At 39.5% G+C, this 17,583-nt stretch carries 15 protein-coding genes and 1 pseudogene; 14 read left to right on the top strand and 2 right to left on the bottom strand.

Annotation, left to right across the window (positions count from 1 at the left end; all coding sequences use genetic code 11):
- Nucleotides 1-63 precede the first annotated feature (63 nt).
- Nucleotides 64-255: a hypothetical protein gene (locus JFU56_RS00670; RefSeq protein WP_198435369.1), complete on the bottom strand. Its 192-nt coding sequence runs from the start codon at nucleotides 253-255 to the stop codon at nucleotides 64-66.
- 682 nt (nucleotides 256-937) lie between these two features.
- Between JFU56_RS00670 and JFU56_RS23155 the strand changes: the two genes are divergently transcribed.
- From JFU56_RS23155 to tehB, 14 genes and pseudogenes are all read left to right on the top strand, one after another.
- Nucleotides 938-1,072, top strand: a complete 135-nt coding sequence (locus tag JFU56_RS23155) for a hypothetical protein (RefSeq protein WP_256432187.1) — start codon at nucleotides 938-940, stop codon at nucleotides 1,070-1,072.
- A gap of 53 nt (nucleotides 1,073-1,125) precedes the next feature.
- Nucleotides 1,126-1,476 (top strand): hypothetical protein, encoded by a 351-nt coding sequence (locus JFU56_RS00665; protein WP_198435368.1) that lies wholly within the window; start codon nucleotides 1,126-1,128, stop codon nucleotides 1,474-1,476.
- 161 nt (nucleotides 1,477-1,637) lie between these two features.
- Nucleotides 1,638-2,390 (top strand): SDR family oxidoreductase, encoded by a 753-nt coding sequence (locus JFU56_RS00660; protein ID WP_198435367.1) that lies wholly within the window; start codon nucleotides 1,638-1,640, stop codon nucleotides 2,388-2,390.
- Nucleotides 2,391-2,474: 84 nt separating this feature from the next.
- The gene (locus JFU56_RS00655) at nucleotides 2,475-2,723 is read left to right on the top strand and encodes a hypothetical protein (RefSeq protein ID WP_198435366.1); all 249 of its coding nucleotides are present in this window, start codon (nucleotides 2,475-2,477) and stop codon (nucleotides 2,721-2,723) included.
- 15 nt (nucleotides 2,724-2,738) lie between these two features.
- Nucleotides 2,739-3,011, top strand: coding sequence for a 5'-methylthioadenosine/S-adenosylhomocysteine nucleosidase (locus JFU56_RS00650; RefSeq protein ID WP_306341622.1), 273 nt, complete (start codon nucleotides 2,739-2,741; stop codon nucleotides 3,009-3,011).
- A 261-nt stretch (nucleotides 3,012-3,272) separates the two neighbouring features.
- On the top strand, nucleotides 3,273-3,893 hold the full coding sequence (locus JFU56_RS00645) for a hypothetical protein (RefSeq protein WP_198435365.1): 621 nt from the start codon (nucleotides 3,273-3,275) through the stop codon (nucleotides 3,891-3,893).
- A gap of 591 nt (nucleotides 3,894-4,484) precedes the next feature.
- A complete protein-coding gene (locus JFU56_RS00640) occupies nucleotides 4,485-5,882 on the top strand; it encodes a cbb3-type cytochrome c oxidase subunit I (RefSeq protein ID WP_198435364.1) in 1,398 nt (465 codons plus the stop codon).
- Nucleotides 5,882-6,499, top strand: coding sequence for a cbb3-type cytochrome c oxidase subunit II (locus tag JFU56_RS00635; RefSeq protein ID WP_198435363.1), 618 nt, complete (start codon nucleotides 5,882-5,884; stop codon nucleotides 6,497-6,499). The genes JFU56_RS00640 and JFU56_RS00635 overlap by 1 nt, the downstream gene beginning before the upstream one ends.
- Nucleotides 6,499-7,962 carry a cytochrome-c oxidase, cbb3-type subunit III gene (gene ccoP / locus JFU56_RS00630; protein ID WP_198435362.1) on the top strand — a complete coding sequence of 488 codons (1,464 nt, stop codon included), beginning with the start codon at nucleotides 6,499-6,501 and terminating at the stop codon, nucleotides 7,960-7,962. The genes JFU56_RS00635 and ccoP overlap by 1 nt, the downstream gene beginning before the upstream one ends.
- 56 nt (nucleotides 7,963-8,018) lie before the next feature.
- On the top strand, nucleotides 8,019-9,272 hold the full coding sequence (locus JFU56_RS00625) for a molybdopterin-dependent oxidoreductase (RefSeq protein WP_198435361.1): 1,254 nt from the start codon (nucleotides 8,019-8,021) through the stop codon (nucleotides 9,270-9,272).
- Nucleotides 9,273-9,875, top strand: coding sequence for a c-type cytochrome (locus tag JFU56_RS00620; RefSeq protein ID WP_198435360.1), 603 nt, complete (start codon nucleotides 9,273-9,275; stop codon nucleotides 9,873-9,875).
- A 204-nt stretch (nucleotides 9,876-10,079) separates the two neighbouring features.
- The gene (locus JFU56_RS00615) at nucleotides 10,080-10,349 is read left to right on the top strand and encodes a 3TM-type holin (RefSeq protein WP_306341621.1); all 270 of its coding nucleotides are present in this window, start codon (nucleotides 10,080-10,082) and stop codon (nucleotides 10,347-10,349) included.
- A gap of 102 nt (nucleotides 10,350-10,451) precedes the next feature.
- Nucleotides 10,452-12,230, top strand: a complete 1,779-nt coding sequence (locus tag JFU56_RS00610) for a YdiU family protein (RefSeq protein WP_198435359.1) — start codon at nucleotides 10,452-10,454, stop codon at nucleotides 12,228-12,230.
- Nucleotides 12,231-12,334: 104 nt separating this feature from the next.
- Nucleotides 12,335-12,911 (top strand): annotated as a pseudogene (gene tehB / locus JFU56_RS00605) (tellurite resistance methyltransferase TehB).
- 83 nt (nucleotides 12,912-12,994) lie between these two features.
- Here tehB and JFU56_RS00595 read toward each other — a convergent pair.
- A complete protein-coding gene (locus JFU56_RS00595) occupies nucleotides 12,995-15,991 on the bottom strand; it encodes a hypothetical protein (RefSeq protein WP_242065777.1) in 2,997 nt (998 codons plus the stop codon).
- Nucleotides 15,992-17,583 lie beyond the last annotated feature (1,592 nt).

Here is a 17,583-nt window from a genome sequence, read left to right as displayed (position 1 = left end):
TTATTAATATTAGAAACAAAAAACGCCAGCAAATGCTGGCGTCTTAAAGATTAATGTCAATTATCACATCATGCCGATATCACGTAGAAGATGCGGCGATAAGCCTTTTAATTGAATATCTAACGATGTTTGTTTTTTATCACTAAATAAAATGTCTTTAGTGTGTTTAATCAGTCCTTTGATAGAAACAGCATAAGCTTTTTTGTCTAAAGCCAAATCTTGTGGGATCATATTGATGTGCGCTGCGTGTGCCATTTTAGCCTCTATCTGAATTTAATAATTTATGTTTTAACTGGATGATGTATATGCTCATCTGGTGAACATAGTAGCGCATTAAATAACCATGCAATAATGATAAAAAATACCATTATACATTAGCTTTAATAATGCATTGCTATATGTGTAATACAGCCTGCAGCTTAATAAATAATCATTCACTTTAATTGCATATAAATTGGTGTTTTTATTCAAAAGGTAATTGAAATAGGCGTTTATCACATGCATGTAACAATTCAAAGTTATTAAAACAACCTTAATATAGAAATAACAAATAATGCTGAGCCTTTGATATTCAATACAGATGAATTTAATTTATTAGATCCTGTAATGCGAATCTAGATTGCTGAGTTTAATCTCTAACCTATTTTGTCCATTTCCAAGCTCCGTACCGGTTCCATTCTATAATAATCATGACCATTATCAGCAATGGGAGGTCATGATGATTGTAAAGAACTTCAGTAGGTGGATCTTTTCGGCAAGACTGACTTTGCATACAGGCATAATGAAATTGATTTATAGAGACCCTTATAAATAAAAGTTTCAATTTTACAGAGTTAAGGTAACTATCCAGATCTAGCATCAATAGTGTGTTTAGGCTCAAAGTGTTTTTATTAAATATTTGATAGAGTTACATTTCAATGTTCATGGAGGATTTATAATGGGAACGATAATAGGTTTTGTTATTCTGGCTGCTATAGATTGGTATCTTGTTCGTAATACAGGACTTCATATTCATCAATTGATTACTAAAAAGTATGCAGAGTATCTGTCGGATAAAGAAAAGAATAAATAGTATCCGCTTAATGCGGCGTTATACCCTAAAAGGCCTTTTAAGGAAGGAAACTTATGTTAAATCTGTTTAAAGTGGTTGTTATTACTAATCTATTAGCAGCTTTAACTGTGCTTGTTCTTTCTCAATACGTTACGGCTTTCAACTCAACAAGTCTGATGGATTTCCTATTTTTCATCGTAATTATTATCTGGGGAGTTGCTAGCTTAACTTGGGAGGGGAGTAGCCAAAGTCGTAATTGGTCACAAGATCCTGCGGCGAATAAAACCAATAAAATGGTTTCAGGTCATGATTTTGAATCTGACTTTCATGAACAAAAAAGACAGAACTATCAATTTGGTTTAGTTATGTTTGTATCAGGAATTCCTGCATTTCTAGGCAGTATTTTATTATTAGTTACTTCCTAGTTTTGAGGACAGTTTTAGTTCGGGTATAACAAAGCAACCAACACGATGCTTATTACACTCAGCATTTTTGGTTTAAAGTATAATTGGTTGGTCATTAAGGCGTTCGCACGTGTTATTACGGTGTTATGCATTACTTTAACTCAGAATATAAGGATAGATTTATGAGCGCTCAAAAAGTGGTAATTATTACAGGTGGCGGGCGAGGTATTGGTGCAGCGACTGCTCAACTTTTTGCGAGAGAAGGCTATGCTGTATGCATCAATTATAAATCTAATTCAGGAACAGCGAATAAATTAGCCCAAACGATAAGAGCTGAAGGTGGAGAGTGTATTACTGTTCAAGCTGATGTTTCTTGTGAAGGCGACGCCATTCGAATGTTTTCCACTGTTGATAGCGAATTAGGTGCAATATCTGTTCTTGTTAATAACGCTGGGATCTTAAAAAAACAATCACGTTTAGAGGATATGACAGCGGCTCGGGTTAATGAAATACTTACAAATAATGTCACTAGTTACTTTTTATGTTGCCGAGAAGCAGTAAAGCGAATGTCGACACGGCATGGTGGCAACGGTGGTGTAATTGTTAATGTTTCTTCTGGAGCTTCTCGTTCAGGCTCTCCAAATGAATATATTGATTATGCAGCATCAAAAGGAGCAATTGATACTTTAACTAAAGGTTTATCATTGGAAGTTGCAGCCGAAGGTATCCGAGTTAATTGTGTGCGTCCTGGATTAATTCATACTGATATGCATGCTGATGGCGGAGAGCCTGAGCGAGTTGAAAGGTTAAAAAATATAATTCCACTTCAAAGAGGTGGTGAGCCAGCTGAAGTTGCAGAGGCCATTTATTGGTTAGCTTCAGATAAATCATCATTTTCAACAGGGAACTACTTGGATTTAGCTGGTGGCCTGTAATGCATAACAAATGCATAACAAATGCATCAACATGATTTGCTACATTCGGTTAAATTCGTAAAATTGATTCTGGAGCAGAATAACATGGAACCTGAAAAACGTTTTTGCAAAAAATGTAATGAAGAGGTCGATCATATTGGGGTTATAGTAAAGTCTCAGAATAATTCCGATATGGGAAGAAAGGCAAAGGTCAAAGAGTTTATATCTGCATTTGTTGCTGGCTGGGGGGCTGGAGGTACGGCTGGGTTTATGGAACTAAGAGATTTGCATTTAATATGTAAAAACTGTGGTCATAAAATAATTGAAAGATACCGTGGTGATCTAGATTATTAAGTTAACAAAAGAGAAATCGTACATTCGGGGATCATAGCTACTGGCGATCAATTTATTGCCGATAAAGCAGTGGTAAGCATGCTGCTTACAGAGTTCAATGCGATGGCTGTTGAGATGGAAGGCGCTGCAGTAGCGCAGGTGGCAGACATGTTTAAGACTCCTCTCGTCGTGACCCGCACTATTTCTGATAAAGCGGATGGCTCTGCGCATCTAGTTTATGCAGAAGCTAAGCAAGTTACCGCTGACAACTCAGTGGCTATTACACTAAACATGATTGACAAAATGTAAGTCGATTTGTAGATAGGGAACTAGGCTCCATTTATCTGCTAAATAGAAAGATGAAACCGCTGTTGTTACAGCGGTTTTTTTATATCTTATGTATCTAAATTCAAGGGGGTACCTTGTCAACCACAACTGGGATCTCCGAATCAAGTAAAGCTATACGTGCATAGTGTCTGTTGTATTATACGCATATGACTGAGCACTGACCGTTGCCCTTTATCTACCCAATGCTACCTTTATAGTAAACAAACACATAAGGACATTGAAATGGATTTTGATTGGGTAGAGTGGTTTGGTTATCTGGCGTCGCTAGTCGTGCTTATTTCTCTGACAATGACGTCAATCATAAAGCTGCGGGTCATTAACTTCATTGGCTGTATTCTGTTTGCGATATTTGCCTATTTTATTGATTCTTTACCGACAATGTTGATGAACCTAGGGATAGCTGGAATCAATGTTTACTTTTTATGGCAAATCTATTCGACAGATGAGCAGTTTAAGCTAATTGTTACATCGGTAGACTCTGAATACTTTGAGCATTTCATTTCCACAAATCAGAGTGACATTGAACTGCAGACCACTGTAGATGAACTGAAAGAAGCTAATACGGTGTTTTATATGCTCAGGAATAACAGCATAGCGGGTGTATTAGTGGGTAATAATAGTGAACAAGGTGTGCTGTCAGTGCTATTGGACTTTGTCACACCGGAATACCGTGATTTAAAATTGGCAAATTATTACTATGAATCGCACCCTGATGCCCTCAAACGCATAGGTGTTAATACACTCATGGCGAAACCAACGACACAGGAACATAGAGATTACTTAGTCAAAGTTGGTTTTCAGGTTGTTGATGGTACTGACGGGGTTTATCGGAAGCAACTTTAAGGGAGGGCTAGCATCTTCCTATCAATACAGATCTCAATGAGTCATAACATTCACTGTAATCCCTGTTAGTCAGGCCTCGCTATATAGAAATCTAATCCGCTTATTGCACTACTTTAAGCATATCAGGTGGAATACCTGCAAGTATTAAGATCTAATTATCATAAAGTTAACGGTGGTTTTATTTACATTCTTAACGTTCAGGTTACCTGAACCCAAGGTTAACTTCATTCTAATATTTTTAACTTACAGTGAGGGTTATACTCTTGGCTCTTAGAAAGAGAGAGCCGAACATGTTTGAATTCGTTACCAATTCCTCATTAAAAAACACACCTATTGCTTATCACTACCGGCTTATTGTGTCTTACGCCGCGCTTCTTCTTTCTTAATAGATAGGTTATCAATAATGAATATGGGGAGAGCTAATGCTGATGATATCAGCCTGTGGGCGAAGGCGGACAGTCGTATGGATCACTATACTCGTAGCATGATGGTAGAAGCTGCAGCTTAATTTAAACGCCTATCTAGGTATACAGCTTTACTTGACTATTAAAACACACATCATATTAACCGATGTAAACAGGGAACATACCCATGTATGAAAATGAAGAAAAATTAACGAAAGCATTTGTTATTGCCGCCATCATTTGGGGCGTTATAGGCATGTGCATCGGTTTAATGGCGGCTCTGCAGCTATATCTACCGCAATTAAATTTTGCAAATGAGTACATAAATTTCGGGAAAATAAGACCCTTGCATACTAACGCCATCATTTTTGGGCTAGTTTGTAACTTCATTATCGGTCTTTCGCTGTATATTGTGGCAAAAACATCAGTCGTGAATCTAATATCGAAAGGTTTATCGTGGTTTTTGTTCTGGGGTTGGCAGATAACATTGGTAATCGGCCTTATATCAATCGCTTTAGGTTATACATCAACGAAAGAGTACGCCGAATTTGAGTGGCCAATTGATATCGCTATTGTTGTCCTCTGGCTAACGTTTGGATATATATTTTTTGGGACACTAGCGAAAAGAAAAACAAAACATATATTTGTTTCAAACTGGTTCAGTGGTGGGGTAATTATTGTTATAGGCTTAATTTATTTGATAAATAACTTAGCCATTCCAGTGTATGCATTTAAAGGTTACTCAATATTTTCTGGTGCGAGTGACGCACTTGTACAGTGGTGGTGGGGTCATAATGCCGTTGGCTTCTTATTGACAGCTGGCTTTGTTGGTACCAATTACTATTTTATTCCCAAGTTAGTTAATAGACCCATTTATTCATATCGACTTTCTTTAATTACTTTTTGGGGCTTAATCGGTTTTTATACTTGGGCTGGTACACACCATTTACTCTTTACATCAGTGCCAACTTGGATTCAAAATATTGGCATAGTGATGTCTATTCTATTGTGGATCCCTTCATGGGCTGGCGCATATAACGCTTGGATGACTTGTACTTCTAATAAAGAGGAAATGAGAAAGAATCCCGTAGTCTGGTTTTTCTTATCATCAATAGCCTATTACGCATTAGCCACATTTGAAGGTCCTCTTATGGCGATCAGATGGTTCAATATGATCGCTCACAATACGAGTTGGGTTATAGGACACGTTCATTCTGGTGCACTAGGTTGGGTGGGTATGACGTGTATCGCAACTTTCTACTATTTCATTCCTAAGTTATACAAAAAAGAACTCTACTCATATGGTCTAGTTAAGGTGCACTTTGTACTCGCTCATGTCGGCGTATTGTTCTACATAGTTTCCCTTTGGATTGGTGGTATAGGTCAAGGTGTTAAATCGTTAAGCCTAACTGAATCTGGTTCTCTTACTTATTCATTTGTTGATATTTTACGGTTTATGGAACCCTATATGCTAGGGCGTGCAATTGGTGGCGCGCTGTTTATCTTGGGTATGTTAGTGATGGTATATAACCTCATCATGACGGTGAAAAAAACACAAAAAGTAGTTATTGAAGGAGCATATTAATGGAAGAGTCAATATCCAAGTCAGTAATGGCTTTTATTACGATCACGACAGTCGTAGTCTTATTTTCATTCTTTGTGTGGGTTTTTCCAGGGTTTTTCTTCACAAACGATCTTAAAGAAATTACAACGGCCAAACCATACACGGCCTTAGAACTAGCTGGGCGAGATGTCTATATGGCGGAAGGTTGTGTTGCTTGTCATACACAGATGGTTCGGAATTTAGAACCAGAAAGAAAAAGATATGGTCGTCCTAATAAAATGGAAGACGATGTTTACGAGTTTAACTTTTTGTGGAGCTCACAAAGAACTGGCCCTGACTTGACTAATATTGGCTTGAAGTACACAGAAGGTTGGCATAAACAGCACCTCATAAACCCTCAAGCAGTGGTTCCAGCTTCAATTATGCCGCAATACCCGTGGCTTTTTGAAAAAGAAATCAAAGTAAGCAATGTCATTGCGTCAATGCAAGCGATGAAAAAACTAGGCGTTCCGTATACAGACACGCAAATTGAAAATGCACCAACTAAAGTTGAAGGCAAAACGAGGGGTGATGCGCTTATTTCCTACTTGATGAGTCTTGGTGTGGATACGCGTGAAGAAGGTGGGGATTTAAATTAATGGAATCCATAAAATTATTATCAAGTGTACTATCGGTTATCTTCTTTTTTATTATGGTTGCAGTGATTTACTCGCAGTTCAGAAAAAACAAGACCGCAGATAGTAATAAAACGGTTGAGCAGTTTGATGGGATTGAAGAAAAAGATGCACCAATTCCTAAGGTTTTCTTTGCCGCTTATTTCATTGCATTTATAGGTGCAATTGTTTATCTCCTTTTATATCCAGGTGTAGCGTCTTGGAAAGGTTTTGTCGAGTGGACACCTAACGATGACGCTTATGTTGCGAAATCTATTGATCTTAACAGTAATATTAACAGTGTGATCAACGCCCGTTCTGATGAGAAGATGTTTACCCTTCTACAAGAAGAACCTCTTGTTTTACAGAGTGGTAAAGCCTTATTTGGTGATAATTGCTCTGCTTGTCATAGTCAGGATGCGACTGGGCAGCATAATTATCCTAATTTAATTGATGAAGATTGGTTATACGGTGGTTCACCTCAGGATATTTATACGACTATATATAATGGTCGTCATGGCAAAATGCCAGCTTGGAAAGACACGTTAAGTAATGATGATATAGACGAACTAACGCAATATGTGTCAGAGCTAAATAAAGGACCATTTACAAGTAATGACCTTTTTGATGCTAATTGTTCTTCATGTCACGGAAAAGATGCCCAAGGAACACAGGGTATAGGTGCTCCTGACTTAACTGACAATATCTGGCTTCATGGTTCAACTAAGGCTGATATTAAACGCGTTATTGAGAATGGTATGAGTAACAAAATGCCTGACTTTGGTGATCGTCTGACGAGAAACCAGATGTTGTCTTTAACTTCTTATATTGTGTCTCTGCAAAATGAACCACAAGAAAATATTGGGCGTATGCAATCGAAGACATATATTTTCTCTCGAAATGAAAAACCATTACCAGCCGTACTGAGTACCTGTGTGGGCTGCCATGGCTCGGATGGTCTTGGCAGTGTTCCTGGTGCGCCTAAATTAGCTGGATTAAAAGCGGCATATATCTTTAATCAGTTGAACTTGTTTTCATCAGGTTTAAGACAAAATACGTCGATGAAAAATGCGGTGACCGATCTAAATGTTAAAGATAAATTACTTGCTGCTAGCTATTTCAGTTCACTCGCTTCGCCAGAAATAAGTGAAATTAGCCCAGAAAAATCAGAGGAAGGCCTGATTATAGATCCGACTGAACGCCTAATATTCCAAGGTGATTGGCAACGAGCGCTACCAGCTTGCTCTACTTGTCATGGTCAAGAAACTCAAGGCAGTCCGTCATTCCCAAGATTGGCAGGTCAATCATCTGACTACTTAGAGAAGCAATTATTTGACTGGAGAACAGGCCTAAGAGCTGGTGATCAAGGCAAAATGATGCAAAACGTAGTTCGCAAGCTTACAGATGATGAAATTAAATCCCTATCGGAATATTTATCAAAAATTTAATAACTTGTTAGCCGGTTTAAAGGCAAACCGGCTCAAAGTTAATAGGATATGCAATTATGAAAATGAATAAGTTAAGAAGGGAAATCATTAAAGCAGGAAGCTATGTCGCTTTAGCTGCAGCACCATTAACAGCTTTCTCTAAAGAGTTTATGAAAGACGGAAAAATGTATTCGGATGGTGAAGGCGTTAGCTATGCTGATGGCCCTAAGCCAGTACTAAGTACATTTCCTCAAAAAGAGAATGTTGTGATCGTACATACTAGACCACCTCATCTTGAAACGCCTTTTAATGTATTTAACGACGGATTAATAACACCAAATAACCGCTTTTTTGTACGTTATCACTTAGCTGACGTTCCCGTTGCCATAGACACTGATAAGTATACTATTACTATTTCAGGGTCAGTTGATAAGGAAGTTAAGCTAAGTTTAGCTGAATTAAAGGCGATTGAAGGCCAGCAAGAAATCGTAGCAGTACAACAATGTACGGGTAATAGCCGAGGTTATTCATCACCACGTGTTTTTGGTGCGCAATTAAGTAATGGTGCAATGGGGAATGCGAAGTTCAAAGGCGTACCACTTAAAAACGTATTAGCTAAAGCGGGTATTTCAAGCGCAGCTAAAAGTGTCATCATTGACGGATTGGATAAACCGGTACGAGATACGACTCCGGATTTCCAAAAATCACTGCCTATGGATCATATTATGACCGGCGAACCTATGCTTGTCTGGGAAATGAACGGAGAGCCTTTACCCTTTTTAAATGGCTTCCCAGTGAAATTAATCGTTCCGGGTTGGTATGCAACATACTGGGTTAAACATGTATCCCACCTAAAAGTTATAGAGGATGAGTTTGACAACTTTGATGCTTTCTTTATGACAACGGGGTACCGACTGCCTGATAACCCAACTAAAAGTGAGTTACCGAATAAAAGGGCGAAAACGACGTTACCCGTAAATCGTTTCCCAATAAGAAGTTTTGTCACTAGCTTAGCGAATGGTGATGAAGTTAGCGCTTCAGCTAATATTGAAATTAAAGGCATTGCTTTTGATAGTGGTAGTGGTATCAAAAAAGTAGAAATTTCAGTCGATGGTGGAACAAAATGGATGCCAACAACGCTTGGAGAAGATCTAGGTCGATTCTCCTTTAGAGGTTGGACGTTGAATTATAATTTCAGCGATAAAGGAAGAACACTTATTATGGTAAGAGCGACAGGTAAAAGTGGTGAAACACAGCCTGTGAACGCGACTTGGAATCATGGCGGCTATAATCGGAATTCGATTGAACGAACAAGCATTAAGGTGGTATAAATGCGATTTTTACTTATTATATTAGCGCTATTTTCATTAACAGCTAAAGCTGAAATCGTATCAATTACATTGCCGATAGACGATACAAAACTTAAGCCATTATCGTTACCAGGATATGGGCTTGCACAATCTAAATGTCATCTTTGTCATTCAGTTGATTATATAATGTATCAACCACCAGAAATGGATCTGAAAGAGTGGACCGGTGAGATGTATAAAATGCGTAACGAATATGGCGCGCCGATCAGCATGGATGAAGCTAAAGTTATTGCTGCTTATTTATCAGTTGCTTATGGCTCTGAAAAAGAAACTAATAAAGAGATAATAGCCTTAACTAACCTAGCTAAAACCAAGAAGATCTATAATCCTGAGAATTTAGATGTTCAATCACTGCTATCGGATAATGATTGTTTAACTTGCCATAAAGATGCGGGCGCTTCTTCTCTTAAAGACATACGAGCTAGATATGAAGGAAGGGATAATGCAGTGGATAGATTAGGTGCTGCGATTAAGCATGGTGCGCTTGGAATGCCGAAGCCGCCTATAAACCGCCGTGAAGCAGAAGCTATTGCAAAACATATCCTTGGTGAGGATGTGAAGTAGAGCATCTCCTGAAATCAGTGTAATCACTAATCATTTATTTTAAATGATTAAATGTATTTACATCCTACCTCTCGATAAAAAGGCACTGAGTATTTTACGCTCAGCGCCTTTTTATCATAAACTCAATCAATATTATGACCCTTACTATATTCAGCCATAGCTAGTACCTCCCTTTTTGTAAAATAGCATTAACAAAACGCTTCAATACATGGATATCAAGTAGGTATTCTACAGACCGAAATTAATAAAATTGAAGCTCAACATCGTTCGCTCTTTGTTGCTGGTTGGCGGCCTGCCATTGGTTGGGTATGCGCGATTGGTCTTGCCTTTCCTTTTATTGTGAATCCGTTAATAGAGTGGGCTGGTGGCACGGGTCTTAAAATACCAATGGATCAACTAATAGAGTTAGTCGTGGCACTATTAGGACTTGGCACACTGCGAACATTTGAGAAATTGGCGGGCAGGGCGAAATAAGTCGTTATATATTTAGGCTGTGAAATTAACACTGGTGTAGATACTTTTGATTCTGTAAAGTCAGCAGTATCTGCCTCTTAACGAGCCTTGGTATAAACAAATATGACAAATCGACAGCCTCAGAGAACCTCCGCGACTATATCGACGCTCAATGAACTTGCAACGTTGGCAAACTATTCCCTCATGGACACGCTTAACTGCGATCCTGATGCGAAAGAAAATGGTGCGGATCACGCGCCGCGACAAGTCTTTACGGGCCATTATGTCCCCGTCAATCCTACACCAATCAAAGATCCAGAGTATGTAGTACACAGCAAACACTTCTTTTTCGAGCTTGGCTTCGCCGATAGTATGGCTGAGTCTAACGATTTCGTCCGTATGTTTTCTGGTGACATGTCTCAGGTTCCAGAGCCGATGCGCAAGGTCGGGTGGGCGAGTGGCTATGCACTTTCTATTTTCGGCACTGAATACATCCAACAATGCCCGTTCCAAACCGGTAACGGATATGGAGACGGTCGTGCAATTTCTGTGCTTGAGGCCGTCATCAAGGGTCAACGCTGGGAAATGCAGTTGAAAGGTGGTGGCCGCACGCCATATTGCCGCGGTGCCGACGGTCGTGCTGTCTTACGTTCTAGTATTCGCGAGTTCTTGGCTCAGGAACACATGCACGCACTGGGCGTGCCCACTTCTCGGTCTTTAAGTTTGTACGTTTCAAAGACCGAGAGGGTGAAACGACCATGGTACTCGGAGGGCTCGCGGTCGGAGAATCCTGACATGCTTATATCTGAAGCCGTCGCTATCTCGACACGTGTCGCACCGTCATTCATCCGCGTCGGCCAACTCGAACTTTTTGCTCGTCGAACCCGTAAAAATGAACATTCGAAAGCGATGGAGGAACTCGAGAAGATTGTGCTGCACTTGATTGAACGTGAATTCGCAGGCGTTATCGATACACAACTAACCACCGCAGAAAAAGTGGTATTGCTGGCACGTGAGTTTCGTGGCCGTCTCACGTCACTGATAGCTGATTGGATCCGTGTCGGCTTCTGCCAGGGTAACTTCAACAGCGATAACTGTGCAGCGGGTGGCTTTACACTTGATTATGGTCCCTTTGGTTTTTGTGATGTGTTTAATCCTTACTATCAACCTTGGACGGGCGGTGGTAACCACTTCTCGTTCATGAATCAACCCAGAGCAGCTCAACAAAATTTCGATATGTTTTGTTCGACTTTACGACCGTTACTGGTCTCACATCAGCTGGATTTGTTAGAACTCGACGAGATCCAAAGTGAATTTTCGGCAGTAATGGATACGAAAATGAAGGCTATGTGGGCTACCAAGTTGGGGCTTATCAATTTGAAGAGTGAGTCTGATAAAGCTCTTTGCAACGTACTCATCAAGGAGCTACAAACACTCATGATGCAAGCGCCTGTTGACTATACTATTTTCTTCCGCGAACTGTCCTCGATTCCTGACGACATCGGCCCACTCAAGAAAAGTTTTTACAGTACTTTATACAATGATGCGGCGGATGATATAGGCAGTAAAGAGGTAGACAAGCGCTGGGCAGAGTGGCTCGATAAATGGAAAACACTTCTCAACAGTGCCACTGATACGAATGCAGCTTCACCTCGAACCAATGAGGAAATCTCTAGGCAGATGAAGAGCGTTAACCCAAAATATATTTTGCGAGAGTGGTTTGTTATGCCGGCTTATCAGCAAGCAACTGCGGGAAATTACGCTCTCGTTAGAGAGTTACAGGACGTGATGACACAGCCATATGCAGAGCAGTCGAAGGAAGTGGAGGATAAATACTATCGATTGAAACCGCTTGAGTTCTTTGAGGTGGGGGGATTGTCTCATCTTAGTTGTTCATCGTGATGTAACGAGTCAGAAAAATCGATGTAAATGACTATTCTCAATTTCAAGGGGCTATATCAGTAGTAGGATAATAGCCCTCATTTCCAAAAATTAAAGTTGTTACCATGATAGTTGATCTAAATAGCCGTTACGGCTTAAACCCTGCGCATAGTGAAGTCGTCGAGGCGTGCAACGTGATAGAACCGTGCGATACGTTAGATATGGGTTGTTCAAGCGGACGTAATGCGTTATATCTCGGCCAACTTGGTTAAGGTCAAGGCTATCGATATTAATCCAAATGCCATTGATTCACTGCAAAGCATTATCGATCAAGAGAAGATAACTAACATTAAGACTCAGGTGCTAGATATTAATAGTGCGAGCCTAGGTAACGGTGATACTCCGAATTATGGCCTTATTTCATGTACCGTAACCCTCATGTTTATCAGTCCAGCCAATGTGGATGCTGTCATTGCCGATATGCATAAGAGTACTCAGCCAGGGGGTTACAACCTGATTGTTTGCGCCATGAGTACTGAAGATAACCCATGCCCAGTGCCGTTTCCTTTTACCCTAAAAACGGGCCAGTTACGTGATGCTTATGCTGGATGGGAACTGATTAAGTACAATGAAGATGTTGGTACTATGCATAATGGCGCTAAATTGCAGTTTGCGACCATGTTGGCACGTAAACCAGCCTAAATAATAAGACACCTATAACGAAAACTTAAAAGACCTCATCACTGAGGTCTTGTTCTTATAACATGTGACTAAGGTTAGCCTAATTAGTAACTGACCCAGTGATCAATCACTAAAAGCTGGTTTCCGTCACCTTCGGTTGAAGTAGTCTGTTCTAAGTAGCCGTGTAAACCCCACACATAGGGCGCAAAACCTTCGTTATAATTTAACGCGGGTACCGATGCTTTAATGGTACTTGAATCCTCTATCGTGACCTTAATATCTTTGGCGTTTTCGTACATATGGCGCATATCTATCGCTGCTCGGCCTAATACAACCCCAAATTCTGCACCATAAGCTTGGCTTATTTTAGTGCTTTCCGAAGCGCCTTCCCCTTTAGTAATTGCTTGAGTTGTATCCATATTAGCTACAGATGTTCCTTCTGAAACAGCGTAAATGACGTCATAGTCATCATCGTCAAGCCTTTGTCGATAGCTTTCAATGGAAGGGTATGATGCAGGATCACCAACAGTGCTTGAGGTGAAGTCTGCAACATTGAATGGTAAGTAGTATTGATCGTCTAACTCACTGCTATTGGCCACAGTATCATTATATTTAGATACCTCCATCATGGTGAGTTGTGGAGCCCTAGGAGACATCACTTGGATTGACTTTCCAATGTCATCGGGATCTGACGCATTTTTTACGCTGTAAGCGAATAGGTCGTAAGGGACAACGGACAGCAGTAAAGTATGGTCGTGAATGCCATTAGTACTTGTTTCCGTAAACGTATATTCATTTGTTGAATAGGTGTAATTTTCAGATGTCGTTATTGTAGAGCCTTTATTAAGCCCCTTGAATACAACTTCAAAGTCATTCGAGCCTAGAAATTTATTGTTAAGTTTATCAAGCTTATTTTTGTATTTGATACCCGCTTTGATCTGCCATGAATAACCTTCTGATATTGCAAGACTGTCTTTACTTGTTGATTTAAAACCGATGGATACGGATGCTTTTTCACTGCCAGATGAATCGTCATGGAAAGGGGGTAAGGTGAATAAGCCCTGGATGAGTGGATCCGAAAATCCGATGCTGTGTTCTTCAATTCCTTCATATTCAAGAGCCATTCTTTGACCGGTGAAATCAATGGTTATTGGTCTTGGATCATTATGCTGGGCAAACGCCTGCGGTATATGCCAATCTAATTTGTCATTGTTTTTTAGATAAACCTCACCAAATGTAAACCATCCACCATTTAATGGTAATATTTCAGGGGTTTGATGTGAGTAATACCATTCATCATGTACCGCGACTAAAAAGGAAGGTTTGGATGTTTCGGTATGGTAGAGACGATCATCACCCGCTTTATCATGTAACATGGTGAATGGTAAAATGAACAGTTCTTCTCTTGCATCATCGATAATATCGGACTGCTCTCCAACCACACCCTCAATAGCAACGAGATCCATCAAAGCATAATTACCTATTGAGAAGGCAGATCGAAATATACCGCTGTTCTTTTCTTTGGCCAGCCCGTTTTCAACAACGTACATTTGTGAGCCTTGATCTTCAGACTCTAGCGGTAACTGAAATACCTTATCACCAAAATAAATGAGTTTATTGCTACCCCAACCAAATGGGTCCCAAACACCTATGTCTGTCGCTACATTTCTACCCCAGCTCCACGTTCCTGGGTTAAGTGTAAAGAAGGCCGTTTCAGAACCCCAACTGCCATGATGAAAATCGTTATGCGAATTTGATGGGTCCCAGTATACGACGCCAACATTATCTTGAGATATAATCTGATCATTATCATCATCAGGATGGCTCCATGGTGCGCCACCGATGATCACTTCGTTCATTGGATCTTCATCTATATTACCGATCGTGATGGCTGAAGGGTTTAATTCGACGTGATAAGTGCGTGAGATATCAACATCTTGTGGCGAAGTTTGCGAGGCCGAGACTGATTTAGCACTGTTATAGGTAAAACCTTCGAGCTGTCTGGTGCATTTACCCGCCGAGCGCCCCTGACTGTCTATGTTGTGCATTTCAATGTAGGGGCTGCTTCCACCTCCTTGTTGAGTCCAAACCTCAGCAAAGGCAATAACAAGCTCCTCGGCAGGATCGCCGTCGACGTTGCCTGTGGCTAGGCTTACTTTTTCTATGTCGTTGCTGTAATAGAAGTTATGTGTAAAGGTCTGTGTTAGTGAGAATGACCCATTGCTACTGAAGATATCATTTGCTCGCCATATTTTGACTTCACCACAATACTGAGTAACAAGGAAGTCATCCTGCCCATCAGCGCTGACATCCATAGACTCAACTTGAATGTATGCACACTCGGTGACATCTTTGAGCTTGCCGTCTAACTCTGGCGCCGAGTTAGTGCTATAAAGTAAAAAGTCTTTGGTGGCTGCATCGCTGCTTAAATTGAAATTATCGTCCTCTATATCATGTAAACGTTTTTGATCGTCTTTTATATACGTGACTCTAGCCCGTAACTCCATGTGACTACTGCTGAATTTTTTAAAATAAAAGGTCGTGATTTCTTGCTGGAAATTGCTATCAAAATCAGTGGCAACAACATCATAAACAGTATTGGTGTACTTTTGTTCTGAAAAGTCTAAGTCACTGGATATATTGGTTGGCATTCGTTCGCTGCTAACTTTGAAGCCTGACTGAGAGTTGACATACGGTTCCCGGCTATAGGGCAATAAGGAGTGCATGTTTTTACCATCGGTATTTGCATTGCGATGCTGAAAGTATATTGAGTCTTGTTTGTGGGTGTAGGTAACAGGTGCTACATAAGGATGATAACTTGCATCAAATCGACCTGAGTTCGGGTTGAAGGGGACTGGGTCATATTCGGGCAGTAATCCCCATTTTTTTAATAGTGAGGTGTATTTGTCTTCCTCAGTTTGAAGAGATTTCTTTTTTTCTCTGAGTTCTGCTTTAATGTATTTGAGATCTTCAGTTTGATGCTGCTTAGAAGCTAACTCATCTGATATTTGTTTTATTTCATCTTTTATTATCGAAGTGTCTTTGATATTACTACAACCCGATAGAAGCATTAAAAGTGGGAACGCTAGCACTATTTTCAAGATATAACCCTATATGTAATTATTTTGTTAGTTTACGCAAGAGTTAACCTGAGTCAGATGACTAGATTGTGATGGTTAGATGAAGCTTTAATGACAAGGTTAACAGTGGGTTAAACGAATAACTTTTATCATGGTGAGTAAATGAGCCTAGTTTTGAATATTTAATTTAGACCATCATGCAGAACTATTTAAAGACAATACGATCGCTTTAATATAACCGTACTAAAAGGGGATCTTGATAGCTATAAAGTCATCTATCTTGTTACGTACAGAAGTTAGGATCACTTCGTGGTTTAATGGATAATTTAAACATACGTATTCAGTCAATATCTAGAATATTATTAGCTCAAGAAGGCAACCGGCCTGTATAGAGCCGGGTGAGACCTTGATTATAATTTAGGTAACGGAGACCTTAAATAACAGAGCAGGGCGTGTTCAACCAGGGTTTTATTCGCGTGCTCTGTAAAATGTACCAGTGGTAACCGACAAAAACTTTCAGATTTCACACCGCACGCGTGATTTAGCCCTCTAAAAATAGACCTGTACTGGCTACTCAGATCTGAAGTCACTAATCGTTGATCACGATGAAAAAATGGTTTCGAGCTATACGGTTACGAATGTTTAATATCTATCTAGACTATCATAAATATCGATTACAACGTGATAAAAACCCTTTAAAAAACATTATGTTCGTTACGATAGCTTAAGGTATAAGAACCATCTCGATGTCGTTTAATAAATGATTTTACGATGAGCCGATATAGAGTAAATCGCATTATGCACAAGCTGAACTTAGTTTAGTTCAGCTTGTCAGCGGATAATTTAGAAACAAGAAGCAGGGAAATCACATTGGGTAATAGAAAATATTGAGTCATCAATTTTGCTGTAGCAGCATCCAATATAGAGATGATGATGTTAGGAACATTTTCATAAGCTTTAAAACGAAATCGATTAATACTGATAAAAGGTTGTTCATAACATAACTAAATATTTGTGCCAGATTAGAACGCATCTATACAGTGGTGGTTTAATCCCAAGTGAATCAGAACGAAGATACATTAAGAATACCAAGTTGTAGCAAAATTAATTGAGCATTTCATGATGCATTATAAAAATATTTACCGTGTGTATTGAATGATGAGTTCTAGATGTGAGAGTTTATTGGTGATCAGGGATCTAACAAGAATCAGATAGCGATATATGAACATTGACCAATATGTAGATTGTTTGAATCTACAAGGAAAATAGCTTGAGGATTTCTACAGTTAGATCCACAGACATATAAAGTTTTGGTTTTTATATGTCTGGATATATTTGATTACAGCATATTTTGGATAAAATATGATGTAATCATTTAGATGCATATCATATACTTTATGGTAAATAACGAAGTGTTAAATATGAAAGGCTACATTAGGATAGATCAATCAAATGGTGTTCATGAAGTTATTGTCTATTCTGGTATATTTACCATAATATACATTATGCGCAGTGTTATATAAACCCAGATAGAGGTGTCTAGTTTGAAATTATTGGCATTGATATCAAAATCCTGTCCCTGGTACTTCAATTTGCTATCAAAAACCCGTGTG

Source organism: Moritella sp. F3, from assembly GCF_015082335.1.
GTDB lineage: Bacteria > Pseudomonadota > Gammaproteobacteria > Enterobacterales > Moritellaceae > Moritella.
Note: the sequence above shows the minus strand (reverse complement) of the source record. Positions and strands in the feature narration are given on the sequence as shown.